The 20,036-nt window shown below is 73.6% G+C and carries 12 protein-coding genes; 7 read left to right on the top strand and 5 right to left on the bottom strand.

All coding sequences use genetic code 11. The features are described 5' to 3' along the window. Position 1 precedes the first annotated feature (1 nt). Positions 2-1,039: a methylmalonyl Co-A mutase-associated GTPase MeaB gene (gene meaB / locus AB0F29_RS10780; protein WP_361869877.1), complete on the top strand. Its 1,038-nt coding sequence runs from the start codon at positions 2-4 to the stop codon at positions 1,037-1,039. Between the two features lie 132 nt (positions 1,040-1,171). Here meaB and AB0F29_RS10775 read toward each other — a convergent pair whose 3' ends face one another. After that, positions 1,172-1,831, bottom strand: coding sequence for an MSMEG_1061 family FMN-dependent PPOX-type flavoprotein (locus tag AB0F29_RS10775; protein WP_361869875.1), 660 nt, complete (start codon positions 1,829-1,831; stop codon positions 1,172-1,174). 91 nt (positions 1,832-1,922) lie between these two features. On the opposite strand from AB0F29_RS10775, the gene AB0F29_RS10770 reads away from it, so the two are divergent. Further along, on the top strand, positions 1,923-2,411 hold the full coding sequence (locus AB0F29_RS10770; RefSeq protein ID WP_361869872.1) for a MarR family transcriptional regulator: 489 nt from the start codon (positions 1,923-1,925) through the stop codon (positions 2,409-2,411). Continuing rightward, positions 2,408-3,727, top strand: a complete 1,320-nt coding sequence (locus tag AB0F29_RS10765) for an MFS transporter (protein ID WP_361869869.1) — start codon at positions 2,408-2,410, stop codon at positions 3,725-3,727. Before AB0F29_RS10770 ends, AB0F29_RS10765 begins: the two co-directional genes overlap by 4 nt. Positions 3,728-3,784: 57 nt before the next feature. Here the strand turns inward: AB0F29_RS10765 and AB0F29_RS10760 are convergent, their stop codons facing one another. Beyond that, positions 3,785-4,576, bottom strand: a complete 792-nt coding sequence (locus AB0F29_RS10760) for an ABC transporter ATP-binding protein (RefSeq protein ID WP_018956529.1) — start codon at positions 4,574-4,576, stop codon at positions 3,785-3,787. Positions 4,577-4,724: 148 nt separating this feature from the next. Between AB0F29_RS10760 and AB0F29_RS10755 the strand changes: the two genes are divergently transcribed. Beyond that, positions 4,725-5,732 (top strand): ABC transporter substrate-binding protein, encoded by a 1,008-nt coding sequence (locus tag AB0F29_RS10755; RefSeq protein ID WP_361869867.1) that lies wholly within the window; start codon positions 4,725-4,727, stop codon positions 5,730-5,732. Positions 5,733-5,817: 85 nt separating this feature from the next. Here the strand turns inward: AB0F29_RS10755 and AB0F29_RS10750 are convergent, their stop codons facing one another. After that, positions 5,818-7,029, bottom strand: a complete 1,212-nt coding sequence (locus AB0F29_RS10750) for an amidohydrolase (protein ID WP_361869864.1) — start codon at positions 7,027-7,029, stop codon at positions 5,818-5,820. 136 nt (positions 7,030-7,165) lie between these two features. Here AB0F29_RS10750 and AB0F29_RS10745 point away from each other — a divergent pair, with 136 nt between their 5' ends. From AB0F29_RS10745 to AB0F29_RS10735, 3 genes are read left to right on the top strand one after another with little or no spacing between them, the layout of a single operon-like run. Next, the gene (locus tag AB0F29_RS10745) at positions 7,166-14,590 is read left to right on the top strand and encodes an amino acid adenylation domain-containing protein (protein WP_361869862.1); all 7,425 of its coding nucleotides are present in this window, start codon (positions 7,166-7,168) and stop codon (positions 14,588-14,590) included. Positions 14,591-14,595: 5 nt separating this feature from the next. Continuing rightward, complete coding sequence (locus tag AB0F29_RS10740) at positions 14,596-14,799, top strand: MbtH family protein (protein WP_361869859.1); 204 nt, start codon at positions 14,596-14,598, stop codon at positions 14,797-14,799. Further along, positions 14,796-16,262, top strand: a complete 1,467-nt coding sequence (locus AB0F29_RS10735) for a DHA2 family efflux MFS transporter permease subunit (protein ID WP_361869857.1) — start codon at positions 14,796-14,798, stop codon at positions 16,260-16,262. The genes AB0F29_RS10740 and AB0F29_RS10735 overlap by 4 nt, the downstream gene beginning before the upstream one ends. A 91-nt stretch (positions 16,263-16,353) precedes the next feature. Here the strand turns inward: AB0F29_RS10735 and fes are convergent, their stop codons facing one another. Beyond that, entirely contained in the window at positions 16,354-17,637 is a 1,284-nt protein-coding gene (fes, locus tag AB0F29_RS10730) for an enterochelin esterase (RefSeq protein ID WP_361869854.1), read from the bottom strand. 14 nt (positions 17,638-17,651) lie between these two features. Beyond that, a complete protein-coding gene (gene fhuB / locus AB0F29_RS10725) occupies positions 17,652-20,015 on the bottom strand; it encodes a Fe(3+)-hydroxamate ABC transporter permease FhuB (RefSeq protein ID WP_361869852.1) in 2,364 nt (787 codons plus the stop codon). Positions 20,016-20,036: the final 21 nt, after the last annotated feature.

The raw sequence follows: 20,036 nt of genomic DNA, 5'->3' as shown, positions 1-20,036 counted from the left end.
GATGGCTGCGAAGATCGACATCGACGCTTATGCGCGGGGAGTCCTCGACGGGAAGCGGGCGTTCGTGGCGCGCGCGATCACGCTCGTCGAGTCGACGCGCGCCGAACACCGGGTGCTGGCCCAGCAGTTGCTGAGCCGACTGCTGCCGCACGCGGGGGCGGCCCGGCGGATCGGGATCAGCGGGGTGCCGGGCGTGGGCAAGTCCACGTTCATCGACGCGCTCGGCACGATGCTCACGGGGCTCGGGCACCGGGTGGCGGTCCTGGCGGTCGACCCGTCCTCCAGCCGGACGGGCGGCTCCATCCTGGGCGACAAGACCCGGATGGAACGCCTCGCGGTGGACCCGGCCGCCTTCGTCCGCCCCTCCCCCACGGCGGGCACGCTGGGCGGGGTGGCCAAGGCGACCCGGGAGTCCATCGTGGTGATGGAGGCGGCGGGTTACGACGTGGTGCTGGTGGAGACGGTGGGCGTCGGACAGTCGGAGACGGCGGTGGCCAACATGGTCGACACCTTCCTGCTGCTGACGCTGGCCCGTACCGGCGACCAGTTGCAGGGCATCAAGAAGGGCGTCCTGGAGCTGGCGGACGCCATCGCGGTCAACAAGGCCGACGGGCCGCACGAACGTGACGCCCGCTCGGCCGCGCGCGAACTGGCGGGCGCGCTGAGGCTGATGCATCCGGCGGACGCGGCCTGGACACCTCCGGTGCTCACGTGCAGCGCCCGTGAGTCGAGCGGTCTCGACGCCTTGTGGGAGCGGCTGGAGCAGCACCGGACGCTCCTGGAGTCGACCGGCCGACTGGCGGCCAAGCGTCGCGACCAGCAGGTGGACTGGACGTGGACGATGGTCCGCGACGCGTTGCTGGACGGTCTGCACAGCCACCCGGCGGTGCGGAAGCTCGCGCCGGAGCTGGAACAGCGGGTCCGGGAGGGCACGTTGACGGCGACGCTGGCCGCCGAGGAGATCCTCGCGGTGTTCCGCGGGGGCGAGTCCCGCGAGGCCGGAGCGCGCCACGAGGGCGGCGCGGGAGAGTCCGGCTGAAGGCGTCGCCGTCGCCCGCCGGGGCCGGTGCGCGCCGAGGGCCCCTTGAAACCAAGGAAGCACGCCGGGGCCCTCGGCTCTTCGGATGCCGGCGGGCGAGGGCCCCGGCACCGATGCCATCGGCCGGGCCTCCTACTCGTACCGGTACTTCAGCGACTCCGCCTCGGTCTGCTCGATGTCGGCGATCGTCAGCTGCGGCATCCGCAGTTGGGCCAGCGTCACCTCGGCCGAGGTCGGCTGGGCGTCCGCGGGCAGCCACTGCTCCGGCTTCCAGGCCCCGCTGCGCATCAGCGACTTGGGGCAGTGCGGGTAGACCTCGTCGACGCCCACCACCAGCGCGCTGACCGGCGGCTTTCCCACGGCGGTGAGTTGGGACAGGAGCTCCGGGCGGGTGGAGACGCAGGCCCGGCCGTTCACCCTGAGTGTCGTCGTCCGCCCCGGGACGAGGAACAGCAGCCCGGCCCGTCCGGTGGCGATGACGTTCTGCAGGGTGTCCAGGCGTTTGTTGCCGGTCGCGTCCGGAATCGCCACCGTCCGGGAGTCCAGGACGCTGACGAACCCGGTGGGACCGCCGCGCGGGGAGACGTCGCAGTTTCCCTCCCCATCCGCGCTGGAGATCAGAACCAATGACGAGCAGCCGATCAACCGCCGTGCCTGATCGGTGAGTTCGGTCATCTGCTTGCGTAGGGCCGCGTCGCTGGGGAGCCCGTACGCCCGACGCAACGCCTCCTGGTCCGAAACCGCGTCGGAGCGGAGCGAGTCGAAGGCACTGCCGGCCAGTGATGTCGTCATGCCCCCGACCCTAACGACCCGGCCCGCGATCGCTCCCGGCCGGTGGACAGGAGGGGCGCGAACATTGTCGCAGCGCTGTTATATTAGCGCTGTGACAAATCCCGATCCCACCACGCGCCCCGACCCCTGGCACTCTCTCCACGAACTTCTGGCAGCCATGGACGCCGAGATCGAGCAGGTATACATCGAGCGGGGCATCGAGGGCGTACGGCCCCGATTCGTCTATCCGTTGATCCGGCTCGCGCACACCGGACCGTTGACCATCCGCGAGCTCGCGACGTCCCTGGGGCGCTCGCACTCCGCCATCAGCCAGACCGTCGCCGCCATGCGCGACGCGGGGCTCGTCACCTCCGAGCCCGGGCCCGACGCCCGCACCCGGCGCATCGACCTCACCGACCACGGCCGGTCGCTGGTGCCGTTCCTGGAGGCGGAGTGGCGTGCCACCCACAGCACGGTCGCCGAGCTGGACGGCGAGGTCCCGTACGCGATGACCGCCGTCGTCGAGGAGGTGCGACGGGCCCTGGAGCGCAGGTCGATGCGGCAGCGGATCCTCCACCACCTGACCGAGCCACCCCGATGAAACGGCGTGCCGGCGGCCCGTTTCTCGACACCCGCCCGCTCCGGGGCAATCAGCCGTTCCGCGACCTGTGGATCGGCACCTCCGCCTCCCAACTCGGCGGCCAGACAGCCAACGTGGCGGTGCTGGCCCAGGTCTGGGAGTTGACGGGCAGCCCGGTGGGCACGGGTGCCATCGGGCTCGCCACCGGTCTGCCGATGGTGCTGTTCGGCCTGATCGGCGGATCCCTGGCCGACGCCCATGACCGCCGTACGGTCGTACGGGCCGCCACCGCGGGACAGGTCCTGGCCGCCGCGGGGCTCTGCGCCCAGGCCCTGGCGGACAACCGCAGCGTGCTGCTGCTGCTCGCCCTGGTTGCCCTGGGAACGAGTTGCGGCGCTCTCGGAGCACCCGCCCGGCGCACCTTCCCGGTCCGGCTCCTGCCGGGCGACCAGGTGGCGGCCGGGCTCGCGTTGACCAACGTCTCCTTCCAGACGGCGATGCTGGCCGGCCCCGCGCTGGCGGGGCTGATCATCGCCGGCTGGGGCTTCTCCGCCGCGTACGCGGCTCAGGCCGTGGCCATGACGGTCGCGCTGCTCGCGGTGGTCCGCCTCCCCGCCATGCACCCCGAGGCCACCGACGCGGCAGGCACCAAACCCCGGACCGAGCGCGGCGGCCCGCTGATCGTGCTGCGCCGCCCGACACTGTGGGGCTCGATGGCCACCGACCTGTCCGCGACGCTGCTGGCCATGCCCATCGCGCTCTTCCCCCTGGTCAACGAGATCCGCTTCGGCGGAGACCCGCGGGCCCTCGGCCTGTTCCTCTCCGCCGTCGCGGTCGGGGGGATCACGGCCGGCCTGCTCTCCGGCACGGTGACGCGCCTGCGCCGCGCCGGTCTCGTGCAGCTGTACGCGGCAGGGGTCTGGGGGCTGGCGCTGGCTTGTTTCGGCCTGGCGGGGCCCCTGTGGCTGGCGCTCGCCTGTCTGGCGGTGGCGGGCGCCGCCGACACTGTTTCCGTCGTCACCCGCAGTGCGCTGATCCAGTTGGAGACCCCGGACGCCTGCCGGGGGCGGGTCTCCTCGGTGGAGCACGTCATCGGCGTCGCGGGCCCTGAACTCGGCAACTTCCGCGGCGGCCTGGTGGCGTCGGCCACCTCGGCCTCCTTCTCGCTGATCTCCGGAGGGCTGTCCGCGGTCCTCGCGATCGCCGTTGTGTACGCGACCAACAAACCCCTTCGCGCCTACCGGACACCGACCGCCCCCGAGAAGCCGTCCGCTCCCCAGGCTCTCGCCCCGGCGGAAGCGACAACCGACCAGGCCTGTCGTCAAACTCCCGCCTGACCCCGCGGGGCCGCCCTCCGGGCGACGACGGGAGTCCGACGAAGGGCCTGGGCCGGCTCAGACGCCGACCGCCGGCACGCGGACGGTCGGCACGACGACGGGCGCCCCGTCGGAGGTCGCGGTGAGGATCTCCGCCTCGATTCCGTAGAGCTCCTGGACCAGTGCGGCGTCCACGGTCTCGCGGGGCGGCCCCGAGGCGACGATCCGCCCGTCGCGCATGGCGACCAGGAGGTCGGCGTACCGCGCGGCGGCGGCGAGGTCGTGGAGCACCATGACGATGGTGCGGCCCTCCGCGGCGACTTCGCGGACCAGGTCCAGGACCTCCACGGCGTGGCCGATGTCGAGGGCGCTGGTGGGCTCGTCGAGCAGGACGACGGGGGTCTCCTGGGCGAGGGACATGGCGAGCCAGCAGCGCTGGCGCTGGCCGCCGGAGAGCTGGTCGAGCCGGCGGCCGGCCAGGGCGGCCGTACCGGTGGCCTCCAGGGCATGGACGACCGCGTTCTCGTCCTCCCGCGACCACTGGCGGAACAGCCCCTGGTGCGGGTGGCGTCCGTACCGCACGAGTCCGGCGACGGTGACCGCCTCCGGTGCCTGCGGGGCCTGGGGCAGCAGGGCGATGCGGTGGGCGGCGTCGCGCTGACGCAGCTGCCAGACGTCGGCGTCGCCGACGAACACCCGGCCGGAACGGGGCTGGTGGAGCCGGGCCATGGAGCGCAGGAGGGTCGATTTGCCACAGCCGTTGGGGCCGACGATCGCCACGACCTGCCCGGAGGGCACCGTCAGGTCGACCTGGTCCACGGCCGTACGACCGGCGTATCCAGCGATGAGCTGTTCGACACGGATGTCCACGAGGACCGGCCTTTCCGAAGGACAGGGCATCACCTTGCCCGATGCCGCTAAAGTAAGGCTAACCTTAGCTCGCTCACGAGCCGACGGCCGCACCCGTGTGACCGTGCGGCCGTCGCCGCTTCATGTCCCGTTGAACCCGGAGCCCTTGATGATCCTGCACCACCGCCCCACCCGCACCGCCGCCCGAAGAGCGGCGCGCGCCGTCGCCACGCTCGGCGCCGCCGCCCTGCTCCTGACGGCCTGTGGAACGGACTCCGACTCGGGCAAGTCCTCCGGGGGCAAGGGCGGCAAGGCGGACTCCGCCTCCTCCGCGACCCGTACGGTCAAGGACGCCACCGGGAAGGCGGTCGAGATACCGGCGGAGCCGAAGCGCGTCGTCACCCTGACCCAGGAAGACCTGGACGCGGTACTGGCGTTGGACATCAAGCCGGTCGGCATCACCAACGGGCAGGGCCTCGACAAGCCGCCGGCCTACCTCGCCGACCGGGTCGAGGGCATCGACGTCGTGGGCAACCTGCTCCAGCCGGTCATGGACAAGGTCGTCGCCGCGAAGCCCGACCTGATCCTCGCCGGTGACATGCAGGACGAACAGGTGCTCAAGCAGCTGCGGGAGATCACCCCGGCCACGCTGGTGACGATGGCGCCGGCCGACGACTGGAAGCTGTTCTTCCGGGGTGTCGGCAACGCCGTCAACAAGCTGGACGACGCCAACAAGTTCATCTCCGGCCACGAGGCCGCCGCCAAGGCCGCCGGGGAGAAGCTGGGCGCGAACAAGGGCGCCGAGGTCTCCATCGTCCGCTGGAACCCGGACGGACCGAGCTGGATGGAGAACAAGCAGTTCGCCAGTGGCGTCGCCCTGGAGATGGGGCTGAAGCGGCCCGCGTCCCAGAACAAGGACGGCAACGCGCACACGCCCTCGCTGAGCCTGGAGAAGATCAACGAGATCGACGGTGACTGGCTGTTCCTGTCGACGCTGACCTCGGACGGCGAAAAGGCGCTCAAGGACGTCCAGTCCAAGCCCGCCTACAAGGAGCTGGGCGCCGTCAGAGACGGCCACGCGGTGACCGTCGACGGCTCGGTGTGGTCCACCCGGGGTGGCCCGCTCGCGGCGGACGCCGTCCTGAACGACTACGTCAAGGCGCTCTCGGTCAAGTGACCTCCGGGTGACGCCCTCGCCGTGCGGCCCGGACCGGGAACTGCCGGTCCGGGCCGCATGCCTGCCCGGGCCCCGGCCCGCCTCGTCAGGCGGACGGCCGGCCCGCGGCCCTGGAGGCCGCGAAGTCGGCGGCGGTCCACGCCATGGCCACCGCTCCGTCGAGCAGGGCCTGTTCGGCCGCCGGGGAGACCGCCGCCTCGGCGAACGCCGCCTCGTGCGGACCGCAGGCTCCCCCGCTGATGTCGAGCACCGGATGGATGGACGGCACCACGTGCGAGACGTTGCCCATGTCGGTGCAGGCGAACGGCGGGCGCTCGACCGGTTCGGCGCGGCCCAGCTCGCGGGCGTTGGCGGTCCAGAGCCGGATCAGCTCCGGGTCGCCCCGGAAGTCGAGATAGTCGGGCTCGGGTCGCTCCAGGGTCACTTCGCAGCCGGTGGCGAGCGCCCCGGCACGGAAGCAGTCCTCGACCCGCTGCCGCAGTTCGCGCAGGTCCTCGGCGGCCAGGGCCCGTATCTCGTACGTGGCGGTGGCCCGGTCGGGTATCGCGTTGGGCGCGGTCCCGGCGGCGGTGGTGATGCCGTGCACCCGCCACTGCGGGGGCAGTTGCTGGCGCAGGAGGCCCAGGGCGACCTGGGCGACGGTCAGCGCGTCGGCGGCGTTGCGGCCCTCGTGAGGATTGAGGCTGGGGTGCGCGGCGCGGCCGGTGTAGACGACGTCGAGGGTGCCGAGCGCGAAGGAGCGGAAGTCGGCCATCTCGAAGGGGCAGGGGTGCACCATCATCGCGGCGTCGGCCCCGTCGAACGCACCGGCCGCCAGGAGCAGCGCCTTGCCCGCGCCCCGCTCCTCGGCGGGAGTGCCGATGACCCGGACGGTCAGGCCGAGTTCGTCCGCGTACGGAGCGAGGCCGAGGGCCGCGCCGACTCCGGCCGCGGCGATGAGGTTGTGCCCGCAGGCATGTCCCAGTCCCGGCAGGGCGTCGTACTCGCAGGCGATGGCCACGGTGACGGGACCGGAGCCGATCGTGGCGCGGAACGCCGTGTCCAGACCGTGGGCGGGTGCGGTGACCTCGAAGCCGTGCGAGGCGAGGAGTTCATGGCAGAGGGCGGCGGCCCTGTGCTCCTCGAACGCGGTCTCGGGTTCGGCGTGCAGACGCCGGCTCAGGTCGATCAGGGCCGGGGCGCTGCCGCCGACCGTCTCCCGCACGGCGGTCCTGAGGGCGCGGATCCGCTCGTCGGCCGACTCGCCGGCCCGTGTCCCTGGGCGCGTCTCGGGGCGTGGGGCTGCGGGGACGGTCATGGGCTCTCCTTGCGTTCCGGACCGCCCCGGGGGCGGTCGCCTGCACAGTCGGAGATAGGTTAACTTAGCCTTACCTAAGTGTGCGCCGAGGCTGTTGGCCCGGTGTCCGTTGTCCTTCAGGGGAGTCGTCACACACATGCATGAGCGTCCGAACCGCCCGACCAGCTCTTCGGCAGCGCACTCCGGCGGCGCGCCCTCCCCCGGACTCCCCCTCCTGACCGCCCAGTCGGGCATCTACTACGCGCACCAGCTGGCCCCTCTCGGCACCGAGCTGAACACGGCGGACTGTGTGGAGATCGACGGGCCGCTGGACGGGGACCTGTTCGTGGAGGCGCTGAGACGGACGGTCGGTGAGGCGGAGACCCTCGCCCTGCGGGTGTCCGAGGCCGACGGCGTACCGGTGCAGCGGATCGCACCCGCCGCCCGGCCCGTGGTGCGGCGACTGGAGTTGACGGAGGACCGGGCCGAGGCATGGATGCGGGAGGACCTGGCCCGGCCGGTGGATCTCGCCGCCGACGGCGCGCTGACGACGCAGGCCCTCATCCGGATCGGCGAGGGGCGCCACCGGTGGTACCAGCGCGTGCACCACATAGCCGTCGACGCCTACGCGCTGTCCCTCATCGGGCAGCGCGTCGCCGAGCTCTACCGGGCTCTGGTGTCCGGACAGCCGCTGCCCGAGGGCCGGTTCGCGCCGCTGAGCGAGCTGACCGGGCAGGAGGCCGCCTACCTGGCCGGAGAGGAGTACGCGGCGGACCGGGCGTTCTGGGTCGCGCGCACGGCGGGCTCCTCCGTCACCGCGCTCCCCCGCTCCCCCGCCCCCTCGGACACACCGGGTGGCGGTCCGCTCCATCGGACCACCGACCTCCCCGCCGAGACCCTTCGGCGGCTGTCCGGGGCGGCGCGCGTGGCGAAGGCGACGTGGGCCGAGCTGGTGGTGGCCGCGACCGCCGGTCATCTGCACCGGCTCACCGGCGCCGAGGACATCGTGCTGGGCCTGCCGTTGACCAACCGGCGGGGGCCCGCGGCGCTGCGGACCCCGGCCATGACCGTGAACGTGCTGCCGCTGCGGATCGGCGTGCGCCCGGGCGACACCGGAGCCGAACTGCTGCGCCGTGTGGTGCTGGAGATCCGCGAGGTCCGCCGTCATCAGCGCTATCCGCAGGCCGACCTGCGCCACGACCTGGCCCTGGAGTCGGCCGACACCCCGCTGACCGGTCCGATGGTCAACGTCAGGCCGTTCGACGGCGCCCTGGACTTCGCCGGGGCCACGGGCACGGTGCGCAACCTCGCGGCCGGACCGGTGGAAGGCCTCGCGGTCGGCGCCGCCCCCGGCCCGGACGGGGGCCTGCGGCTCACCCTCGACGCCAACCCCGCCACGTACGGGCCGGAGGACCTCGCCGCCCACGAGGACACCTGGCTGCGCTATCTGGACGGCCTGACCGAGCTGCTGCTGACCGATCCCGAACGCCCGATCGGCACCCTGGACCTGCTCAGCGGCGACCAGGTGCGCGAGGCCGTGACGTACGGCCGCTCCGAGCCCGCCGCCCCGCTCACCCTCCCCCGGTCGTTCACCGCGCAGGCGGCCCGGACACCGGACGCCGTCGCCGTGCGCTCCACCGTGGCGGGCACCTTCCGGGGGGCGACCTCCGATACGGACACGCGTGCGGGCACGGACGCCGACGCGGCCGCCGCCGAGCCCGGGGCCCGGCTCACCTTCGCCGAGCTGGACGCCGCCTCCGACCGGCTGGCCCGCCTGCTGGCCGGCATCGGCGCTCGCGCCGCGGGCGAAGCGAGCCGCGGCACGGTGGCGCTGGCGCTGCCCCGGACCGCCGATATGGTCGTCTCGCTGCTGGCCGTGCTCAAGGCGGGCCTGGTCTGCCAGCCGTTGGACCTCGGCCACCCCGCCGCCCGGACGCTGGCCGTCCTCAAGGACGCGCGGCCGCTGTGCGTGATCGGCACGGCCGCGACGCTCGCCTCACTGCCCGGCCACGGGCTGCCGACCGTCGCACTCGACGCTTCCGCCACGGCCGACGCCCTCGCCTCCTGCCCCGACGGACCGCTGCCCACCGGGCCGTCGCTCGCGGACCCCGCCTACCTCATCCACACCTCCGGTTCCACGGGCCGCCCCAAGGGCGTCCTCGTCGGTCACGCCTCGCTCGCCAACCTCTGCGCCGGGCACGGCACGGACCACATCGCCCCGGCCGTCACCCGGACCGGCCGGCAACGCCTCCGGGTCGCGCACAGTGCCTCGTTCGCCTTCGACGCGTCCTGGGACCCGCTGCTGTGGATGGTCCACGGGCACGAGCTGCACCTGCTGGACGACGCCGCCTACCGGGATCCGGCGGCGCTCACCGCGTACGTCGGCACGCACCTGGTCGACTATCTCGACGTCACCCCCTCCTACGCGGAAGCGCTCATCGCCGAGGGCCTGCTGGACGAGGGACGCCACCACCCGGCCCATCTGGTGGTCGGCGGGGAGGCCGTATCCGCGCCGCTGTGGGAGCGGCTGACCGAGGCCACAGCCGTGCACCCGGTCAACCTCTACGGGCCGACCGAGACGACGGTCGACGCCTACTACTGGGTGGGCGGGACCTCGGTCGCCCGGCCCGACGGCCGCCCCGTGCGCGGCTCACGCGTCTACGTCCTGGACTCCTCCCTGCGTCCGGTGCCCGCCGGTGCGACGGGTGAGCTGTACGTCGCGGGGGCCTGCCTGGCCCTCGGCTATCTGGGCCGCCCCGACCTGACGGCCGAGCGGTTCGTCGCCGACCCGTTCGGCGCGCCGAACGGCGCTTCCGGGGGCCGGATGTACCGCACCGGGGACCTCGTGCGCCGCCGCGAGGACCACACGCTGGAGTTCCTGGGGCGCAGCGACGACCAGGTGAAGATCCGCGGCTTCCGGATCGAACTCGGTGAGATCCAGGCCAGGCTGGCCGCGCACCCGCGGGTCGCGGCGGCCGCGGTCATCGCCCGCGACACCGGCCACGGCAAGCGGCTGCTGGCCTACGCGGTCCCGGTGAAGGAGGGGAACGCCCTCCCGGCACGGCCCGAGGGCGCCGCCCCGACCGCCGACTCCGCGCCGCCCACCCCCGCCGAGCTCCGCGACCACCTGGCCGGAGCCCTGCCCGAGCACATGGTCCCCGCGACCGTGACGCTCCTGGACGCGCTGCCCCGTACCGCCAACGACAAGCTCGACCACCGCGCCCTGCCCGACCCCGAACCGCTCTCCATCGCCGGAGGCGGCCCGGACCGCACCGTCGGCGGGCCGCACACCGAGATCGTGCGCGGGCTCTTCGCCGACGTGCTCGGTATCGCCGAGCCCCCTGCCGCCGACGCGGGCTTCCTCGATCTCGGCGGGCATTCGCTGCTCGCCGCCCGGCTGGCCGCCCGCGTCCGGGAGCACCTCGGCGTGCCGATGGGCATCGCCGACGTCTTCCGCCACACCACACCCGCCGCCCTGGCGGCCCTGGTCCGCACCCGTGGCGGCGCGGCCATCGCGTCCGTCCCGCTCTCCCCCGTACCACGCACCGGTCCCCTCCCCCTGTCCCCGGCCCAGCAGCGGCTGTGGTTCCTCCACCGCCTCGAAGGCCCCAGCCCCACCTACAACATCCCGCTCGTCCTGAGCGTCAACGGTCCGCTCGACCGCGACGCGCTCCAGCTCGCCCTGTACGACCTGGCGGAGCGTCACGAGACACTACGGACGGTATACCCGCCCACTGACAACGCCCCCGCCAACGCCCCCGACGGCACCGCTGAGGGCGAGGGCGCGGGCGCCTCGGACGACATTCCCCACCAGCGGATCCTCGCCCCCGACGACCCGGCCGCCCGACCGGTGCTGCACCTGGCGGAGGAGGGCAGCGATCTCACCGAGGCCGTGCGCCACTGCTTCGACCTCGCCACGGAACCCCCTCTGCGCACGGTCCTGTTCAGCGAGTCGCCCGACCACCACACCCTGCTTCTCCTGCTGCACCACATCGCGGGCGACGGAGCCTCCACCACTCCCCTCGCGCAGGACCTGGCCGCCGCCTACACCGCCCGCGCCGGGGGCCGCGCACCGGACTTCACCCCGCTGAGCGGCCAGTACGTGGACCACGCGGCCCGGCTCCAGCGGCTCCTGGGCACCCCCGCCCAGCCGACCCCGCTCGCCGAGGCCCAGCTCGCGCACTGGCGCGACGCGCTCGCCGGGCTGCCGGACCAGCTGGAGCTGCCCACCGACCGGCCCCGGCCGCCCGTGGCCACCTCGGCGGGCGACACCGTGCCCTTCGCCCTGGACGCCACCGCGCACGAGGCGCTGCGCCATCTCGCACGGGCGCACGGGGCGACCGTGTTCATGACCGTCCAGGCCGGACTCGCGGCCCTGCTGACCCGGCACGGCTGCGGCACCGACATTCCCGTCGGCACCCCCGTCGCGGGCCGCGACGACGATGCCACCGCCGGGCTGGTCGGCTTCTTCACCAACACCGTGGTCCTGCGCACCGACACCTCCGGCGACCCCTCCTTCGGCGATCTGCTGGAACGGGTACGGACGGCCACGCTCGCCGCGTACGAGCACGACGCGCTGCCCTTCGACCACCTCGTCGAAGCGCTGAACCCGCCGCGTTCACTGGCCCGGCATCCGCTGTTCCAGACCATGCTGGCCTGGCAGTCGCTCGCGGACGGACCCGTCTCCCTCGGCCCGGACACCACCGCCCTGCTGACCGCCGTCCCGTCCGGCACCGCCAAGTTCGACCTGACCCTGAACGCGGGCGAACTGCCCGGCGGCGGCATCGGGGGCTTCCTGGAGTTCCGCACCGACCTCTTCGACCGATCGACCGCCCAGGCCCTCGCGGACCGGCTGTCCCGGCTCCTCACCGCTGCGGCCCAGCGGCCCGGGACCCCGGTCGGCCTGCTGCCGGTCCTGGACGAGGCCGAGGTCCACCGTGCCGTGGTCGAGGCCAACGGCGTCAACCACGACCGGCCGGTGCCGCTCACGCTCGCCGAGGTATACGAGGTGGCGGCACGCCGCCACCCGGACCGGACGGCGGTCAGCTGCGAGGGCGCGTCGTTGACGTATGCCGAACTGTCCTCCCGGGCACGGTCGCTGGCACGGCTGCTGGCCGGCCGGGGAATCGGTCCCGGTTCGATCGTGGCGCTCGCGCTGCCGCGCTCCACGGACCTGGTGGCCGGGCTGCTCGCGGTGTCGCTGGCGGGGGCCGCGTATCTGCCGATGGACCCGGACTACCCGGCGGACCGGCTCGCGTACATGCTGGACGACGCCCGTCCGGCGGCGCTGATCACCGACGCCGCGACGGCCGGGCTGCTGCCCGCGCACGACCTGCCGCTGATCACGGTCGACGAGGCCGCCGGTCTCCCGGACGGGCCCCTCGGCCAGGCGGACCGCACCCGGCCGCTGAGCCCCGGGGACCCGGCGTACGTCATCTACACCTCGGGGTCCACCGGCCGCCCGAAGGGGGTCGTGGTCACCCAGCACAACGTGACGCGGCTGCTCACGGCGACCGAGCACTGGTTCTCGTTCGGGCCGGACGACGTGTGGACGCTGTTCCACTCCTACGCGTTCGACTTCTCGGTGTGGGAGCTGTGGGGCGCACTGCTGTACGGCGGCCGGGTCGTCGTCGTCCCGTACGCGACCAGTCGTGACCCGCACGCGTTCCTGCGGCTGCTGGCGGACGAGCGGGTGACCGTCCTCAACCAGACGCCGTCCGCCTTCTACCAGCTGGCCGCCGCCGACCGGGAGGCTCCGGGACGCGACCTGGCTCTGCGGTACGTGGTGTTCGGCGGCGAGGCGCTGGAGCTGGGGCGGCTCGCGGACTGGTACACACGCCACCCGGAGACCGCGCCGACGCTCGTCAACATGTACGGCATCACCGAGACGACCGTCCATGTCTCACATCTGGCGCTGGACCGGGCGACCGCCGCCTCCGCGGTCTCCAGCACCATCGGCGTGAACATTCCCGACCTGCGCGTCTATGTGCTGGACGACCGGCTCCAGCCGGCGCCGCCGGGTGTGACCGGCGAGATGTACGTCGCCGGTGAGGGGGTGGCGCTCGGATATCTGGGCCGCCCGGACCTCACGGCCGGGCGCTTCGTCGCCGACCCGTTCGCGCATCTCTTCGGGGAGAGCGGCAGGCGGATGTACCGCTCGGGCGACCTGGCCCGGCGGCGCGTGGACGGGACCCTGGAGTATTTCGGCCGCGGCGACCAGCAGGTGAAGATCCGCGGGTTCCGCATCGAACTCGGCGAGATCGAGGCGGTGTTGGCCTCGCATCCGGAGGTCGCGGATGCGGCGGTCGTGGTCCGCGAGGACATGCCCGGCGACAAGCGGCTGGTCGGCTACGTCGTCCCCGCGCCCGGCTCCGACCCGGCACCGGCGGCCCTGCGCGAGCATGCCGCCGCCACGCTGCCGGTGCACATGGCGCCCTCGGCGGTGGTGGTGCTGGAGCGGCTGCCGCTGACCGGCAACGGCAAGCTGGACCGCAAGGCGCTGCCCGTACCGGGTGCTCCGGTGAGCGCCGGCGGGCGCGCGCCGCGCACGGTCCGCGAGGAGCAGCTCTGCGCGGTCTTCGCGGAGGTGCTGGGGCTGCCGTCCGCCGGGGTGGAGGACAACTTCTTCGACCTGGGCGGCCATTCGCTGCTCGCGGTGCGCCTCGCCGGCCGGATCAGGTCGGCGTTCGGCATCGAGGTGTCGATCGGCACGGTGTTCCAGGCACCGACGCCCGCCGCGCTGGACGCGGCGCTGGACGTCTCGCGCGAGGAGGACCCGCTCGATGTGCTGCTGCCGCTGCGGCCCGCCCGTCCCGGCGACCGCGCCCCGGTCCACTGTGTGCACCCGGCGGGCGGTCTGAGCTGGTGCTACGCGGGGCTGATCCGCCACCTGCCGGCCGATGTGCCGATCTACGGGCTCCAGGCGCAGGGGGTCGGCGGGGCGACGGCGGACAAGCCGCTACCGACCACGCTGGAGGAGCTGGCGGCGCACTACGTCTCCCGGATCCGCGAGGTCCAGCCGGAGGGGCCGTACCGGCTGCTCGGCTGGTCGACCGGCGGCATCATCGCGCACGCGATCGCGGCGGTTCTCCAAGAGGCGGGCCAGGAGGTTGAGTTGCTGGCGATCCTGGACGCGTACCCGGCCGAGGGCTTCCGCGGCCTGCCGGTGCCCGACCGGGCCGAGGCCCTCGAATCGCTGCTCACCATGGGCGGTTACGGCCCCGACAGCCTCGGCGACAAGGAGCTGAACACGGCGAACGTCGTGGAAGTGCTGCGTCGCGAGGGCTCCCCGCTGGCGGCGCTGTCCGCCGCGAGGATCGAGGCGCTCGGCGAGGTGTACCTCAACACCAACGACCTCGTACGGGCCTACGACCACCGGGTGTTCCGGGGCGATGTGCTGTTCTTCCGGGCCACCGTGGACACCATCGACGACACCCTGACGCCGGACACCTGGGCCCCGTACGTGAGCGGGCGCATCGACAACACGAACGTCGCCTGCTCCCACAAGGACATGACCCTGCCCGAGCCGATCACGCACATCGCGCGCGTGGTCGCCGACCGACTGACCGAGCTGGAGAAGTGACACCGATGAGCGACGCATCCGCCAACCCCTTCGACGCGGACGGGGAGTTCCTCGTCCTGACCAACACGGAGGGGCAGCACTCGCTGTGGCCGCTGTTCGCCGCGGTGCCCGAGGGCTGGTCGACGGCTCACGGCCCGTGCGCACGCCAGGACGCGCTGGACTGGATCACGGCGCACTGGGCCGGTCCCGTCCCCGTCTCCGCCCGGTGAGCGGGCTGCTGATCCGGCCCCGGATACGCCCCCGGGTCGCGGTCGTCCTCGTCTATACGGCCGCGATGTGCATGAACGGCCTGGACTCGACGATCGTGAACCCGGCGCTCTACACGATCGCGGGCGACTTCGGGCGTCCGCTGTCGGCGGCGAACACCGTGGAGACGGCCTTCCTGGTCGCGCTCGCGGTGGGGCTGCCGGTGGCGGGGTGGCTGGGCGACCGGTTCGGGACGAAGCTGGTGTTCCTCGGCGCGCTGACCGCGTTCACGATCGCCTCGGCCGTCTGCGGTCTGGCCCCCGATCTGACGACGCTGGTGGTGGCGCGGGCCGTACAGGGCCTGGCGGGCGGGTTGTTGACGCCGGTCGGGATGACGCTGCTGTTCCGGGCGTTCCCGCCGCACGAGCGGATGAAGCTGGCCAAGGTGCTGATCGTGCCGACGGCGCTGATGCCGGCGCTCGGTCCGCCGCTGGGCGGCCTGCTCACCGAACACCTCTCCTGGCACTGGCTGTTCTTCGTGAACGTGCCGATCGGGGCGGCCGCCGTACTGCTGGGCGTCTTCGGCCTGCGGGAGCATGTCGAGGGACCGGAGGGGAGGTTCGACACGGTCGGCTTCTGGCTGGCCACTCCGGCGCTGGGGCTGCTGACGTACGCGCTCGGCTTCGGCCCCTCGCAGGGCTGGACCCGGCCGGCCGTCGCCGTGAGCGCGGCCCTGGGGTCCGTCCTGCTGGTGGCCGCCGTCCTGCACCAGGTGCGTGCGGGCACCCCGTTGCTGAGACTGCGGCTGCTCGCCGACCGGGTGTACGGGTCGGCCTCCGCGCTGGCCGGGGTGACGGCCGCCGGGCTGATGGGCGTGCTGTTCGTCTTCCCGCTGCTCTATCAGGCGAGCCTTGGGGCGTCGGCGCTGGATGCCGGGCTGAGCGTGTTCCCGGAGGCGGTCGGGCTGATGCTCGCCTCGCAGGTGGTGGACCGGCTGCTGCCGCGGCTCGGCCCCCGGCTGCTGACCGTGCCGGCGCTGCTGCTGGCCGCCGCGGTCTTCGCGACGCTCGCCGTGCCCGGAGTGGCGGAGAACGCGTGGAGCGTGCGCGGGCTGATGTTCCTGATCGGCCTGGTGCTCGGCACGGCCGTGCTGACCGTGCAGATCTCCGGGTTCGAGTCGATCGCGCCGTCCGACCTGGGTCAGGCGATGGGCCTGTTCCAGATCGTCCGCACGCTGGGCGGCGCGGTGGGCATCGCCGCCTGTGCGGCGGTGATCGGCGGCGGTCATGTGACGGAGGCCGCTGATCCGGGCCCCTACCGCACCGCGGTCTGGGTGACGGCGGCGCTCGTCGCGGCGGGGGCGCTGATGGCGCTACGCCTGCCGCGCGAGGCCCCGCAGCCGCCGCCGTTCGACGACGAGGAGGACGGGCGCCCCGACCCAGGCGAGGGCCTGGCGGCGGCCGGGGCTCCGGCCGTCAAAAGCTGAGAGCGCGAAGAGAGAAGGGGCGGGGCGGCATCCGAAGGGGGATGCCGCCCCGCCCTCCTTTCCTGTCGGGGCAGTGGCGCGGTGGAACCGGTCAGCTTCCGCCGAGCAGCTCCGCCAGGCCGTCCGCGAGGCCGCCGCGCCAGCAGGCGTAGTCGTGACCGCCGTTGAACTCCCGGTAGCGGACGTCGTATCCGCGGGCGCGCAGCACATTGCGGAGTCTGCGGTTCTCCGCGAGGAGCATCCACTCCTGGAGGCCGACCTCCATGTGGAGCGTCACCGGCCTGCGCTCCGCCCGGGCGTACTCCCCGGTGAGCCATTCGCTGCCGCGTTCGTCGTCGGGCCACCAGAAGGAGCCGGACTGGGAGAGGGCGAGGCCGAAGCGGTCGGGGCGCTGGAAGGCGGCGAAAGCGGCGGTGAGGCCGCCCGCGCTCTGTCCGGCGACGACGGTCCGTGCGGCGTCGGCCCCGGCCCCGTACTCCCGTCCGGCCCAGGGCAGGAGGGTGTCGGCCAGCCAGTCGACGAACGGCGCGCTGCAGGCCAGGTCCTCCATGCGCCGGCCCATGGTGTCGACCAGGACCGCCACGGTGGGGGGCAGGTCCCCGTCGGCGCGCAGGTTGTCGAGGATGTCGCCGACGCCGAGGACCGGGCCCCACATCTCGCCGTCGAGGAGGACGGCGAGGGCGTAGGGGCCGCCGTCCGGGCGGTGGCCGGGCGGCAGGTGGACCGTGATCCGCCGGCCGTCCACCTCGGCGTCGAGCGTCCGCCCCCGGTCCACGTCGTCACGCCGCCGGGTGCGCGACTGGGCCGGGGCTTCGGGGAGTTCGAGTACGGAGGCGGGGTTGCGGCCGTCCCGGGAGGGCAGCGGGGCCCGGTCGTTGAGCGGGTCGGGTTCGGCGTGGTCGAGGACCTGGAGCCAGGCGGTCCGGTCCGCGCGCAGGGCGTCCTCGCGGGTTCCGTCGGTGGCGTGGAACTGGTAGGAGGCACGGTGGTCGGCCCGCAGCCGGTGGCTGATCGCCCAGACGCCGGTGCCTTCGACGCGTTCCATCAGGTGCGGGGCGAGGTCGCCCGCGTGCCGGTCCCTGTCGGTGACCGTGTGGACGAGGGCCAGGACATGGGTGGCGGGGCGCTCGGGGTCCTCACGGCGGACGAAGGTGACGAGCCGGTGGCCGGGGTCGCCCTCGGGGTCGGGCTCGACGAGCGGGGTGCCGGTGGTGCTCACGTGGTTCCAGAACGCCTCCTCGGCGTCGGGGCTGCCCGTGGTCACGTCGTCGAGGAGTCTGCGCAGGAGGGGGCTTCGCACGGTGTGCGCCTCGGTTCCGGTCGGTCCCGTAGGTGCGGGAGGCATGGGCTGGTCGCGGTGCTGTGGGCTGGTCATGTGCGGGCCGTCTTTCAGACGCGGGTGGCGGCGGAGCGGCCGAGCAGCACCCACAGCAGGAACGGGCCGCCGAGGACGGTGGTGACGATGCCGACGGGGAGTTCGACGCCGTCGAAGGCGATGCGGCCGAGGGTGTCGGCGGCGACCACGAGGACGGCTCCGGTGAGCATCGAGCCGACGAGCGGTACGCGCAGGGGGCCGGCGAGCCGGGAGGCGATGACCGGGGAGGCCAGCGCCACGAAGCCGACGGGGCCGCAGATGCCGACCGCGAGGCCCGCGAGGGCGACGGCCAGAAGCAGAGAGAGGGCCCGGACCCGGCCGGGGGCGGAGCCGAGCGAGGAGGCGGTCGCGTCGTCGAAGCGCAGGACGCCCAGGTGGCGGGCGACGACGAGGGCGGCCGGGACCAGGAGCGCGAGGCCGATGAGGACGGGGACGGCGACGGAGTAGCTGCGTCCGTTGAGGCTGCCGGAGGTCCATACGTACAGCGAACTCGCGGAGGAGAGGGACCTGCGGGACAGGACGACCTGGGTGATCGCGGAGGCCAGCGCGGACATGGCGAGGCCGACGACGAGGACGCGGTAGCCGCGTTGGCCGAGGCCGCCGGAGACGGTGGTGACGACGATGACGGCGGCGAGCGCGCCGAGCGGTCCGGCCCACCAGGCGCCGAAGGAGCCGCTGGCGCTGAGGGTGACGGAGAGCAGGACGGCGGCGGTGGCCCCGTCGTTGACGCCGAGCAGTTCGGGGGTGGCCAGGCGGTTGCGGGCCAGGGTCTGGGTGAGGCAGCCCGCGAGGCCGAGGGCGGCGCCCGCGGTGAGTCCGGCGACGATCCGGCCGAGCCGGAACTTCTGCACGAGCAGGACGTCGAAGCGGTCGCCCTGGCCGAGCACCGCGCGGAAGGTGCGGCCGACGCCCATGTCGCTCTGGCCCGCGTACGCGGAGAGGACGACGGCGAGCAGGAGGGCCCCGGCGAGGGCGAGGGCGGCGAGCGCGGCACGCCGGGTGACGAGCAGGGACAGCGGGCCGCGCCGCAGGACGAGGGTGTCGGCCGGGCGGACCCGGAGCGTCCTGGTCTTCGGTGTGCGGAGGGCGGGGCGGGGCAGGGGGATCCGGAAACGGCCGGGGCGGTCGGGGGCGCGCTCCTCGGTGGCCGGTTCCGTCATGCCCATCGAGGCCAGTTGCCTGGAGCGGACGATGGCGATGAGGACGGGGGCGCCGATGAGGGCGACGATGACGGAGACGGGCGCCTCGAAGGGCCGGGAGACCACGCGGGCGGCGATGTCGGAGACGGTGAGGACGCAGGCGCCGATGAGGCCGGCGATCAGCAGCCGGGCCGCGAGCCGGGTACCGGCCAGGGCGCGGGCGAGGAATCCGGCGAGCAGGCCGAGGAAGGAGATGGGGCCCGCGAGCGCCACGGCGGCGGCGGTCAGGAGGGTGACGCCGACGGCGACGACCGTACGGATCACGGGTGGCCGGTGGCCGAGGCTGCGGGCCAGGTCGTCGCCGAGGGCGAGGGCGGAGAGCGGGCGGGCGACCAGGAGGGCGACGAGAAAGCCGAGGGCGAGCACCGGGGCGAGGCGGCCGAGTTCGCCGAAGCCCTCGACCCCGGCAAGGGAGCCGAGGACCCAGAAGCGGAATCTGTCGTAGGTCTCCGCGGAGTTGACGACGATGACGCTGGTGAGCCCGCCGAAGGTCGCGCCGAGCGCCGCCCCGGCGAGGACCAGGCGCATGGGGGAGCCGCCGCCGCGCCTTCCGGAGATGAGGAGGACGAGGCCGCTGGCGACCACCGCGCCGACGAACGCGCAGACGAGGTAGGCGTAACCGGAATCGAAGCCGAGCAGTGCGATGCCGGCGACGACGCCGAGTGAGGCGCCCGCGTTGACGCCGAGCAGTCCGGTCTCGGCCAGCGGGTTGCGGGTGACCGCCTGGAGGAGGCACCCGGCGACGCCCAGGGCGGCTCCGACGAGCAGCGCGGTGAAGGTACGCGGGAGGCGCAGATCGCCGACGACGAGGGAGAGCCGGGCGTTGTCGCGTGCGCCGTCCCGGCCCAGCAGGTAGTCCAGGACGCCGTCGGGGCCGACCTCGCCCGCGCCGATCGAGAGGGAGAGTGCCGTCAGCAGCAGGACGGCGAGGACCAGTCCGCCGACGGCCGCCGCCACGGTCCGTCCTCGCGGGTCGGCTGTGGAGCGGGGATCCCCGGTCACGGCGGTGGTGGGCTGCCCGGTGGCCGAGGCTGTTCCGTTCTCGGCTCCCTGGGATGCCTCCTCGCGTCCGGCGGGCACGGTCTCCACCGTCCGGTCGGTTTCGCCTCCATCCAACTGAACGGTCGAGGAGTCATGTTCGGGAGCCGAGGCCGTGGTCCCCGTGTGCGGCGTATGCATAAGGTGAGGCTAGCCTAAGTA

The sequence above is a fragment of the Streptomyces sp. NPDC026589 genome (assembly GCF_040638385.1).
Classification (GTDB): domain Bacteria; phylum Actinomycetota; class Actinomycetes; order Streptomycetales; family Streptomycetaceae; genus Streptomyces.
This window is presented reverse-complemented; position numbering and strand designations above follow the sequence as displayed.

Bases quoted from the DNA above. Each gene is read 5' to 3' on its own strand.
- AB0F29_RS10750 (WP_361869864.1), bottom strand. From the start codon at position 7,029: ATGACCGTCCCCGCAGCCCCACGCCCCGAGACGCGCCCAGGGACACGG.
- AB0F29_RS10775 (WP_361869875.1), bottom strand. From the start codon at position 1,831: ATGACGACATCACTGGCCGGCAGTGCCTTCGACTCGCTCCGCTCCGAC.
- meaB (WP_361869877.1), top strand. From the start codon at position 2: ATGGCTGCGAAGATCGACATCGACGCTTATGCGCGGGGAGTCCTCGAC.
- AB0F29_RS10765 (WP_361869869.1), top strand. From the start codon at position 2,408: ATGAAACGGCGTGCCGGCGGCCCGTTTCTCGACACCCGCCCGCTCCGG.
- AB0F29_RS10745 (WP_361869862.1), top strand. From the start codon at position 7,166: ATGCATGAGCGTCCGAACCGCCCGACCAGCTCTTCGGCAGCGCACTCC.
- AB0F29_RS10755 (WP_361869867.1), top strand. From the start codon at position 4,725: ATGATCCTGCACCACCGCCCCACCCGCACCGCCGCCCGAAGAGCGGCG.
- fes (WP_361869854.1), bottom strand. From the start codon at position 17,637: ATGACCAGCCCACAGCACCGCGACCAGCCCATGCCTCCCGCACCTACG.
- AB0F29_RS10740 (WP_361869859.1), top strand. From the start codon at position 14,596: ATGAGCGACGCATCCGCCAACCCCTTCGACGCGGACGGGGAGTTCCTC.
- fhuB (WP_361869852.1), bottom strand. From the start codon at position 20,015: ATGCATACGCCGCACACGGGGACCACGGCCTCGGCTCCCGAACATGAC.